This window comes from Chloroflexota bacterium (assembly GCA_016219275.1).
Lineage (GTDB): Bacteria > Chloroflexota > Anaerolineae > UBA4142 > UBA4142 > JACRBM01.
Genome location: JACRBM010000107.1, coordinates 1 through 10,621 on the forward strand (window position 1 = coordinate 1; position 10,621 = coordinate 10,621).

At 56.0% G+C, this 10,621-nt stretch carries 10 protein-coding genes; 5 read left to right on the forward strand and 5 right to left on the reverse strand.

Annotated features, from left to right (window positions below):
* Window positions 1–375 precede the first annotated feature (375 nt).
* The 4 genes from HY868_27775 to HY868_27790 all read left to right on the forward strand — a co-directional run bounded on the left by HY868_27775 (window position 376) and on the right by HY868_27790 (window position 4,465).
* Window positions 376–1,056, forward strand: a complete 681-nt coding sequence (locus tag HY868_27775; protein ID MBI5305956.1) for a hypothetical protein — start codon at window positions 376–378, stop codon at window positions 1,054–1,056.
* Window positions 1,057–1,537: 481 nt separating this feature from the next.
* On the forward strand, window positions 1,538–2,233 hold the full coding sequence (locus tag HY868_27780) for an AzlC family ABC transporter permease (protein MBI5305957.1): 696 nt from the start codon (window positions 1,538–1,540) through the stop codon (window positions 2,231–2,233).
* A 105-nt stretch (window positions 2,234–2,338) separates the two neighbouring features.
* Window positions 2,339–2,653, forward strand: a complete 315-nt coding sequence (locus HY868_27785) for an AzlD domain-containing protein (GenBank protein ID MBI5305958.1) — start codon at window positions 2,339–2,341, stop codon at window positions 2,651–2,653.
* A gap of 156 nt (window positions 2,654–2,809) precedes the next feature.
* Window positions 2,810–4,465, forward strand: coding sequence for a SulP family inorganic anion transporter (locus HY868_27790; protein MBI5305959.1), 1,656 nt, complete (start codon window positions 2,810–2,812; stop codon window positions 4,463–4,465).
* 96 nt (window positions 4,466–4,561) lie between these two features.
* On the opposite strand, the gene HY868_27795 is transcribed toward HY868_27790, so the two are convergent.
* From HY868_27795 to HY868_27805, 3 genes are all read right to left on the reverse strand, one after another.
* The gene (locus tag HY868_27795; GenBank protein MBI5305960.1) at window positions 4,562–5,587 is read right to left on the reverse strand and encodes a homoserine dehydrogenase; all 1,026 of its coding nucleotides are present in this window, start codon (window positions 5,585–5,587) and stop codon (window positions 4,562–4,564) included.
* Window positions 5,588–5,694: 107 nt separating this feature from the next.
* Window positions 5,695–6,258 carry a MerR family transcriptional regulator gene (locus tag HY868_27800; GenBank protein MBI5305961.1) on the reverse strand — a complete coding sequence of 188 codons (564 nt, stop codon included), beginning with the start codon at window positions 6,256–6,258 and terminating at the stop codon, window positions 5,695–5,697.
* Window positions 6,259–6,279: 21 nt separating this feature from the next.
* Entirely contained in the window at window positions 6,280–6,651 is a 372-nt protein-coding gene (locus tag HY868_27805) for a DUF1232 domain-containing protein (protein MBI5305962.1), read from the reverse strand.
* Between the two features lie 96 nt (window positions 6,652–6,747).
* On the opposite strand from HY868_27805, the gene HY868_27810 reads away from it, so the two are divergent.
* On the forward strand, window positions 6,748–7,872 hold the full coding sequence (locus HY868_27810; GenBank protein MBI5305963.1) for a hypothetical protein: 1,125 nt from the start codon (window positions 6,748–6,750) through the stop codon (window positions 7,870–7,872).
* Window positions 7,873–7,919: 47 nt separating this feature from the next.
* On the opposite strand, the gene HY868_27815 is transcribed toward HY868_27810, so the two are convergent.
* Together HY868_27815 and HY868_27820 are read right to left on the reverse strand one after the other, a co-directional pair.
* On the reverse strand, window positions 7,920–8,882 hold the full coding sequence (locus HY868_27815) for a tetratricopeptide repeat protein (protein ID MBI5305964.1): 963 nt from the start codon (window positions 8,880–8,882) through the stop codon (window positions 7,920–7,922).
* Entirely contained in the window at window positions 8,861–10,339 is a 1,479-nt protein-coding gene (locus HY868_27820) for a hypothetical protein (GenBank protein MBI5305965.1), read from the reverse strand. Before HY868_27820 ends, HY868_27815 begins: the two co-directional genes overlap by 22 nt.
* Window positions 10,340–10,621 lie beyond the last annotated feature (282 nt).

The following is a 10,621-nucleotide window of genomic DNA, read 5'->3' on the forward strand; positions in this document are numbered from 1 at the left end:
CGTCGTAGTCGGGCGCAGGCCCGCGCGTCCGAACGAACTTGGCCATCTGGGCAGCCTGGTCGAACCGATCGACAACCAAAAGATAGGTCGCAATCAAGGTGTCTTCCCATGGCTGCTCCGTGATGTAGTCGGTCAATCCTTGCATGGCGAACCTCCCGGCAACGAGCGTTTGCCGGTATCTTCGCCAGGAAACAGTACTATGTCAAGCGGGTGTCGGAGAAACCCGCAGATACGGTGTCAGGCATTTCGCGCCAGCGTGGCTTCGAGTTTTTCATGCTCCCAAGCATTATCTACGCCCACCCACCCGCCACTAACGCAAACCGTTAGGCTCTACGAAATCATAATATAAGAACAAAAATAAAAAGGAGTAGCACAATGTCCCACAAAGATTTCACACCACAGCATCGCGCCATCGGAAAAGCCGCAGCTTGGGCCGTATTCATCCTTGGGATCGTGTACGTTGTTACAACGGTTCTCGGATTTCTCTCCCTCAAGTCGCCTCAAGACCCAATCGGCGATCCGTTCGTCTCCATTATGGAACTGCTCATCATCCCCCTGACACTATTGTATGTCGTTAGCATGGTCGCAGTTCACGCCTACGCACCTGCTGAGGTCAAGGTATATAGTCTTACGGCCCTTTGCTTGATGATCCTACTGGCGGGTATTTCATCTAGTGTCCACTTCGTTGTCCTGACGGTAAGCCGTCAGATTGAAGCTACCGGATTGACTTGGGCTCCTTTGTTCTTTTCGTGGAAGTGGCCATCTGTGGTCTATACGTTAGACATTCTTGCGTGGGACTGGTTCTTTGCTCTCTCAATGCTCTTTGCTGCACCCGTGTTCAAGGGGGGCAGGCTGGAGATAACGGTGCGGATTTTTATGATTATCAGTGGTCTCCTGAGTCTTGTGGGGTTGCTCGGTGTGCCGCTGGCAATCATGAATGTGGAGTATTGGCTTAATGTCCGGAATGTCGGGATTGTTGGCTATGCTTTGGTGTCTCCTTTTGCGTTCCTGCTACTAGGAATAATTTTCGGACATACTCAAGCAGAGCCGAGATAGATCAGACGAAGCCTCAATTGTCCAGTGGGACCTAACACAGCGTGCAGCTGACGGTGGGTACGCGCCGCGTTTTTTGAGCTTTTTCGGTACTTTGGGTTTTCCCGTTTTGGCGGGGAGTCCACGCCCGCCCCAGCGCCAGTAACGCAAACCGTTAGGCAGCACTCAGATTCGTCGGCATCAAACCGCGGCACAACTCCGCGCAAGCAGAATCGAAAAGATATAACCACGATGAGCTCGGATGGTCCATTCCAATTCAAACCCAATCGCATGTTACGGTTAGTGACCCGGCAAACTTGATTTCATTGCGCGCTCTGCGCTCAAAACCCTTGCGAAGGATTCTTCCTCGCAAGGTATTTTTTTTGTTTTGTCGGTAATCGCCGGCTGAGCAGAGACCGCGCGGCAATTTGATAAACGAATGATTCGGTGCTAAACTGCCTACCAGTTTTTTTGGTAGGCATATTTTTTACAAGGATCACACACAATGTCTTCATCACGATCTGAATTTTTCGCGGGGTTCAAGGCGCAACTTCCCTTGATGGTCGGCGTCATTCCATTCGGCTTGATCTATGGCGCGTTGGCAATCCAACTCAATGTGCCCGCGCCGATCGCCCAAGGTATGTCCTCGATCATTTTTGCTGGGTCGGCACAATTCATCGGCGCGCCGTTGGTCGCGGCGGCGACGCCCGGCATCATCATCGTGCTGACCGTGTTCGTCGTCAATTTGCGCCACGCGTTGTACAGCGCATCGGTTGCGCCGTACCTAAAGCCGTTGCATCCGTTGTGGAAAGTCGCCCTCGCGTACTTGCTCACCGACGAAGCGTACGCGATTGCGATCACGCATTACCAAGCCGAGGGCGACGGACGGCACAAACATTGGTTTTTCCTCGGCACTGGATTGGCGCTGTGGTTGTGCTGGCAAGCGAGCACCGCAGTCGGCATTTTCATCGGCGCGCAAGTGCCGAGTAATTGGTCGCTCGATTTCGCACTGCCGCTCACCTTCATCGCGATTGTAATACCGATGCTCAAGAATCGCGCGTACGGGATCGCCGCGTTGGTCGCGGGCGTGGTCGGTGTAGCGACCATCGGTCTACAGTACAAACTCGGATTGATGCTCGCGGCGATCCTGGGTATCACGGTCGGGATGATCGTGGAAGCTGGTCGCTCCGAATCAGAATAGTTCTTGTCCGCGAAGAACACAAAGAGACACGAAATCACTTTCTTGGTGAACTTGTGTCCTGCGTGGATAAAAATTCCGGTTCGGATTGACTCACACGGAGGAATAATGGAACTGTGGCTGATCATTCTTGTCGCGGGAATCGTCACGTACGCGACGCGCCTGTCGTTCATCGCCGCGCACGGACGTGTTGACATGCCGGTGTGGTTTACACGCGGATTGGCGTTTGTGCCGGTCGTCGTTCTCTCCGCGATTATTCTTCCCGAATTGTTGGCACACGGCGGCGCGTTCGATGTATCGCTCGGCAACGCGCGCTTGCTCGCCGGCATTCTTGCCGGCTTGATCGCGTGGCGCACCAAGAATGTGTGGCTGACTATCGCGCTGGGCATGATCGCGTTGTTTGCATTGCAGGCATTCCAGTAGTCAGATAAATTTTCACAACGTAGACCCAATCAGAAACTGGGTCTACAATTTTCAACACCATCGCCAAACGCGATTAGTAGGCGAAAATAGAATCCAGGTTTCTCGAAGAAACCTGGATTCGGGCAAAGCGATTACAATTTTAGGAGAGATAAGGTTATGCCACGGCGTAGTCTTAAACGTTTGTATCAGGACGAGTTTGGGAGTTACAACGTCCAAAAATTCCAACAAGATGTTCTCGCCGGTCTCACCGTCGCCGCGGTCGCGTTGCCGCTGGCACTGGCGTTCGGCGTCGCGTCCGGCGCAAGCGCGCCCGCCGGATTGGTGACCGCTGTCCTGGCAGGTATCGTGATCGGCGCGCTGTCCGGCGCGCCGTATCAAATTAGTGGACCGACCGGCGCGATGAGCGCGGTGCTCATCGTGCTCGTGCAACGATATAATCTTGAAGGCATCTGGATTGCGGGTCTGCTGTCCGGCTTGATCTTGCTCATCATCGGCATTCTGCGCCTGGGTCGCTTTATCGCCTTCATTCCCGCGCCGGTCATCACCGGCTTTACGTCCGGCATCGCGCTCATCATCTTTATCGGACAGATGGATAATTTTCTCGGCGTGAAAACGGCGGCGACCGATTCCGCGCTATCGAAATTGCTCGGATATTTGCGCGGTGGATTTGCGCCCGATTGGCACGCCATCGTCTTCGGCATCGTCGTCGTCGCGACGATGCTGTTCCTGCCGAAAAAATGGGGCGCGCGTTTTCCATCGTCGCTGCTCGGCATCATTCTCGCCACCGGGTTGAACTGGGCATTGAACTGGCGCGTGCAAGAAATCGGCGAGATTCCCCAAACGCTTTTGCTGGCGGAGCACATGAATCCGCTCAGTTTGCCCTGGGACAAACTGCCCGAATTCATCGCGCCGGCAATGACGATTACCGCGCTCGGCGCGATTGAATCGCTGTTGTGCGGCGCGGTCGCGTCGAATATGACCGGCATTCGTCTGCAAGCGAATCAGGAATTAGTCGCCCAAGGCATCGGCAATATGCTGATTCCATTTTTCGGCGGCGTGCCGGCGACCGCCGCCATCGCGCGCACGAGCGTCGGCATCAAGTCAGGCGGACAGACACGCGTGGTCAGTATCATTCACGCGCTCGGCATTCTCGCTTCGATGTTTTTGCTCGCGCCGGTGATGGCGCGCATTCCGCTCGCGGCGCTCGCGGGCGTGCTGATGGTTACCGCGTGGCGGATGAACGAATGGCACGCCGTTCGTTTTATTTTCGGCAATCGCTTCAAGACCGCGATGATCGCGTTCACGATTACGATGCTCGCGACCATCGCGCTTGACTTGACCCAGGCAATCCTCATCGGCTCGTTCGTCGCGGGCGGTGTGTTCCTCAGCCAGATCGCAAACATTGACATTGACGTGCAAGAAGTGAACGCGGAAAAATTGCGCGCCAAGGGCATCGCCGCCGAAGGCAAATGCCAACACGTCCGCGTCGCGTTTATCACCGGACCGTTGTTCTTTGCCGCGACCGGCTTTTTCAACGAGGCGTTCGCGCGGCTGGGCGACACGCACGCGTTGATTCTCTCGATGCGGGGCGTGCCGTTGATTGACACCGCCGGACTGGAAGCCTTGGAACGGCTGTACGAAAGAATTCATCAGCAAGGCGGCTCGTTGATGTTCGCCGGCGTCCACGAGAACGCGATGCGTATGATGGAACGCGCCGGCTTTACCGATCAAGTCGGACGCGCGAATTTCTTCTGGTCGTCCGACCAAGCAATTGTCGAAGCCGAACGCCGCGTATGCAAATTCTGCGAATAAGAATCCGTAGGGGCGTTCTATTGAACGCCTCTAAAATGTAAATGGAAAATGATCTTAAACGCAAACCTCGCGAGGTTCTCTCGCGAGGTTTGTGTTTTACATCGCCGCGTGCGTAATGTCTCGGAGCACACCGGCTGCCGTTGGATACGGATTCTCTTCTTCAATCGCCGCAAAGATCACGCCGTTGATGTCGGTGTGGTACATCACGCCCATCATCCCCGCACCGACCGTCGCGAGCAGATGCGTTTTATCGAGCGTCGTCGGACGGACGCTCAGGTGATACTCGCCACCGACACGTTCCGCCAGCGCGATAAGCTTGACCACCTTGTTGTGTTCCGTCGCGAGCAGTAATTCGTCTTGTGTTACCTTGCGAATCCCTTCGACGCGCACATCCTTGAGCGTCGTCGGACGATGCAGAACGGCGTTCGCCACGATGACGAGTTTGCTCGCCGCGTCCCAGCCATCCACATCGAGCGTCGGGTCGGCTTCCGCCATGCCGATTTCCTGCGCGTGTTTGAGCGCGCGCGCGTACGATTGCCCTTCGCTCATGCGCGACAGAATATAATTCGTCGTGCCGTTGACCACACCTTCGAATTTCTCAATCGTCGCCGCGCCGAGATCGCGCATACCCAGGTTGAGTGTCGGCAAACCGCCGGTGACCGTCGCGCTGTGCAAGAGCCGAACCCCCTGGTTACGCGCGAACGCGGCAAGTTCGGGATACGCCAGCACGAGCGGACCTTTGTTCGCGGTGACGACGTGCGCCTTTTTCGCGAGCGCGGCTCGAATCGCGTCCAAGCCCGGCCGACCGTCTTGCAGATTCGTCAACGTCAGTTCGACGAAAATGTCCACGTCCACCGTGCGCGCTAAATCAACCGGCGACATGGGCGTGCGCGCGTATTCGCGATACGCGGCGACGCCTTTTTTCGCGCGTTTCAACTCGATGATCTTTTTAACGTCCAAGCCCGCCGCGTTCTCCGCGCCGCCGGTCGTATCGCATACGCCGACGACGACGAGCTCTAAATCGAACTGTTGGCGCAACCAGCCGCGTTTCTGCTCGATCAATTCGAGCAAGCGTTTGCCCACGTTGCCCAAGCCGGCGATAGCTAGCCGTGCCTTTCTCAAAGTCCCTCCTTTGGAAAATCCATCCGCCCACACAGAGCGCGGCAAAAATTCCGCATACAAAAACCCCGCATCACCGACGCAGGGTTTCCCAAAAAAATCGGGCGCGATTAGAAAAGTTTACTCAGCACGCCTTTGCGCGCTTCGACTTCGAGTCGCGCCAAACGCTGTTCCAGCGTCAAGCGATAATCGGAATCGCGTTGACGCAATTCGGTCAGCTCTTGCTCCAACTCACGCATTCGCTCGCGCAGTTTGATATTTTCTTCTTTCAAGTTGAAATTATCTTGAATGATCACCCCTTGCAAATTGCGATTGACTTGCAAACTGTTTTGAATCGTCTGCTGATTTTCGATCATCGCGCGCAACGTGTCGGTGAGCACGACGAATCCGGCGGCGGGCGATCCTTCGCGTGCCGCGAGCGTCAGCGCGGCGGTTTCGCCGCGACCCTGCGCTTGCAACTCTTCGATCAATTCTTCGGTGCTCAAGCCGGCAGACAATTGATCTTTGATGTGGCGCAACACAACCACGTCTTGATCCACAAATCGCCGCGACGCGCCGTCGCCGCTGACCGGCGCGGACGAGAGAAAGGACGCGAATTCTTTCGTCCATCGGCGCAGCGTATTCGCGGACACATTCAGTTCGGTCGCAACCTGTTGAAAGGTGTGCTCGGACATGCGTTTTCCTTTCGGGCTAGTTTAGCGCCGCTCGTCGTCGGGAACCACCCGGTACGATCCGTCAATCACGTCTTCCGACTTGGGCGGTTCTTTGCCATCCGATTCCAACGCGCGGCGATGTTCTTCGACAATCGGACGCGGGCAGAACTCGATGAACATCGCGATGCTCAACATCACGACGCCAATATCGTCCAATTGCCCCAAACCGAGGATGACATCCGGCAAGAAATCAATCGGGGAAATGATGTAAACTATCGCGGCGGGAATGATCAGTTTGGGGAATAGCGACACGCGCGAATCGTTTAGCAATCGCCAGACCAATTGCAGCGTGCGAACCATCTGCGCGACTACTCCGCGATCCGGCGCAACGACTGGTTTGCGTTCTTCGCTCATCGTTCCCTCCTGTTAACGTGATTCTACCACGCCTCGTGATTTTTGCAAAATGGGCATTTTCCATGTTATAATCGCGCCGCTCAAAAGGAAAAACCCGTGCATTTGAACTACAAACGTTTCTTGGCGCTCGTGTGGAGCATCCTCGTTCTCATCACCCTCGTCGCGGCAGACCCGCCGATGCCTGAAGAACCCACCATGGACAAGGATCTCTCGAATCGTCCGCCGGTCATCGCGGCGTGGTTGCGTAACTCGCGCAATCCCGGACCGCTCGCGGTCATCGTCGCGCCGCGCATCAATTCGTACAGCGATCTGAGCGCGTTCAGCTACACCGTCGAACGCGATGGCAGTCTTACCGCGAACAACCCGGTGACCGACGCGGTGCTGGTGGATTTCGCGAGGTCGAACGGCATCCGCGTCGTGCCGACCGTTTCTTCGACCTGGGATTCGCGCAACATTCTCACGATGTTGAGCACGCCGGCGATTCGCGCTAAACACATTGACGCGATCATGCAAGTCGCGCGGTCGCCGCTGATTGACGGCGTGGACATTGATTACGAAAACCTGCCACCCGAATCGCGGCAAGCATTCTCCGAATTCGCCACCGCGCTCGCGACGCGTTTGCATCGCGAAGGCAAAATTCTCAGCATCACCGTCCCGCCGAAAATTCGCAACGACGACGCGTGCGTCGTGTGTCGCTTTGCCGATTACGCGGTGCTCGGACACACTGCCGATCAGATTCGGATTATGGCGTACGAGTATCGTGGCAAAAGCGGACCGCCCGCGCCGAATGCGCCGATCTGGTGGCTACGCCAAGTCGCCGAGTACGCGGTGAGTCAAATCCCCCGCGAAAAAATCGTGCTTGGCATTCATCTCTACGCGTACGATTGGGGCGGCAAGGACACCATCGCGTTGTGGTGGAACGAGGTGATGGCGTTGAAGGATCGCTACGGCGGTCAAGTCCGCTATCTCGCCGCAGATGATCGCGGCGCGGTCGGCGAGAGCGAATTGACGTACGGCATTCCGCAAGGTCCGACGTGTTTGCGCTCGAAACCAGAATGCGTTTTGCCGCGCATGGAAAAACATACGGTGTGGTTCGTTGACAATCAATACGTTGCGGCGGCGTGGATCGTGATGAAGGATTACAAACTCGGCGGGATTGTGTTGTGGCGTCCCGGCGGCGAAGACCCAGCCATCTGGGATGTGTTGAACTCGCAAAATTAGTGGGTAACTAGACCTTCCAGGTTTTGAAAACCTGGAAGGTCTTTTTATCACCGCCCGCTTAACTTGGAAATGAAATCGGCGACACGGTTCGCGTTTGACACCGCGCCAAGGGTTTGATACGTTTGCCATGCCGCACGCGCCAACTCCAGCGCGGATCGAATCTCACTGCGCGCGTGGGCAACCTCCGCCAGATGAAATTGCGCGTCCGCGCCGATGGCGCGAAATTCAAATTGATCGCACATTGCCAAACAATCGCCTAGAAATTCCTGCGCCTCGGTATATCTCTCCTGTTTGATCCGCAGTTTTCCCAAGTTGAGATGCGAAATCGCAACCGCCAAATGCCCGCGCGCATACGCGCCTGCCAATCCCAATTGGAGTTCGCGTTCTGCGCCCGCGTAATCGCGTAATTGTTGCAGGACAATGCCCAGACTATCATGCACAATATCTATCTGGCGCGTCAGAAACACGCGCAATGTCGGATCATCGCGTGCCAGCGCCGCGTGGAGTGAATTTTGTAGTTCTTCCAGCTGCACGCGCGCGAACTCCCATTGCTGACCCGCCATCGCAATCGTCGCGACATAGCGGCGCGCGATCAACTGCCCGCGCAGATTTCCCATCTGCGAATACAAATCGTACGCGGTTTGAACCAACGCGTGGGCTTGCGCCAGCGCGCCTTGTTGCATCGCGAGCCAACCCAGCTCGCTGTAGATCGCGGCTTGCATTTCGACATTCCCCAGTTGTTGCGCCGCCGCGAGACACGCGCGATCCAACTGCGCGTACTCGTTCCAGTAACCCAGGTTGTACAAATCTTCGGTCAAATCCCAAAAGCGCGCCACCCATTCCCATTGTTGCTGGGCATGACATTCTTGCGCGCAAAACAGAATGTTCGCGCGTTCGTCCGGCTCGCGCAAAATCCGCGCGTCGTGTTTGAACAGTTCCCACCAACTCTGCGCGGCGTGGCGGACACAGCCCTCAGTGTAAAATTCGATCAGATCGTCTGCGCGGTCCATAACTTGGGCAATTCACTGACGACAAAATGCCGCACGAGCGGATGAACGCTGTAACGTTTTTCGGCTTCAAGCAAACTGGCATTGGTCTCCACCAAAGACAGTTTCACCAACAACTCCAACGCGTCATCCAATCCGCTTTCGACAATCCGCGCGTGGCGCAATTGCGCGTGCGTGACCGATGTGCGAATCATTCGCCCAACGTAAATCAAAATGCGTTGCGCTGCTTGAGAAAGCGACAGCCAATCCTGTTTGAACAAGAACGTGTAGAATTCAACATCGGGTTCGCGCGCCTGCCGCAGATGCGCGAGAACCGTCGGCAGAGACCAGATATGCGCTTGACCGATAACGAGATGCAGAGCCAACGGCGCGCCGCCGGTGTACTCGTGGATTTCGCGCATCAAGTCCGGACTGGCTTGAACGAATTCCGCCAGACCGCGATAGCCGGATTCCTCGCGCAAAAGTTGAATGCTATCGGCTTGGCGCAAGCCGGTCAAATGCGCCGGGCGCACTACGGGTAATGCATCCACGCATTGATGCCGGCTGGTAATCAGCAGACGACTCGTTCCCAGGATATTCAAAACTTGTTGCGTAATTTCGATCTCATTCTCGCACTCGTCCAAATTGTCCAACACGATTAGAAATGTCTTTGCCCGCAAGAGATTTCCCACCGCCAAACACTTGTCCGAAAACGAGCGGTTCGTCACCTCTGCCAAGCCCGTCTGGATAATTAATTGATCCACCACATCGGCGAAGGTCAGTCGGTCGGATCGCGCCGATTGAATACGCGCGCCGACCAGCATCTCGCGTTTCGCGCTGATCCACAATACATCGGCGATTGCCGGCGATTCACACAGACGCTCGGCAACGTGACGCGCGAGCGCGGTTTTGCCGTTACCGCCCAGTCCGCTGAGACAAACCACCGACGGCGCGTCGGTCTGCGTGAGCCAAGTCACCGTATCATTCGCTTCGCGCTGGCGACCCCACAGCACGCGATACGGACGATACGGCAAGTGTTGCCCTTTGCGTAACGCGGGCGTCGAGCCGATCACTGCCAAGCTCGGTTGAAAAGTTTCCTTGCACACACGACTCAACGCGTCGGTCAATTTTTCGAGCGCGTCTGCATTGACGCGATCAAACGATCCGCCGGCAAGTTTGATCAGCGCGAGTGTTTCGGCGCGACTCTTGTGTTGGAGATAAAATGCGTCGAGCAAAACGTACGCGCGATGATCGCGCTCGCGCTCGTCCGCGGCTAATCCCTGGATCGCCCTTTCGACGAGTCGGCGCGCGAGGAGACCGCGTTGACGCGGCGTGTCATCCACATTTTGCTGTTGCAACAAAACGTCAACGGCTTGTTTGAGTTGCGCTGCGGCATTCGTCTGCGCGCCAAGTTGCTCGATTTGTTCCGAACGGATCGAATGCAAGAATGCGTTGATTTGACGCGAATTCAGAGAATTCATAATCGTGTTATCCATCCAACAGGACCACGCGGCAGTAGAACGCGCGCCGGACTGGTTTTGGCAAAATCAGCGCCGGTGAAAACGCGGTGACTTGGCGGTGAATAATTGGGGATACGTTTGCTTATACTTCTATTATACTTGATACCGTATCTGCGGGTTTCTCCGACACCCGCTTGACATAGTACTGTTTCCTGGCGAAGATACCGGCAAACGCTCGTTGCCGGGAGGTTCGCCATGAAAGGATTGACCGACTACATCACGGAGCAGCCATGGGAAGACACC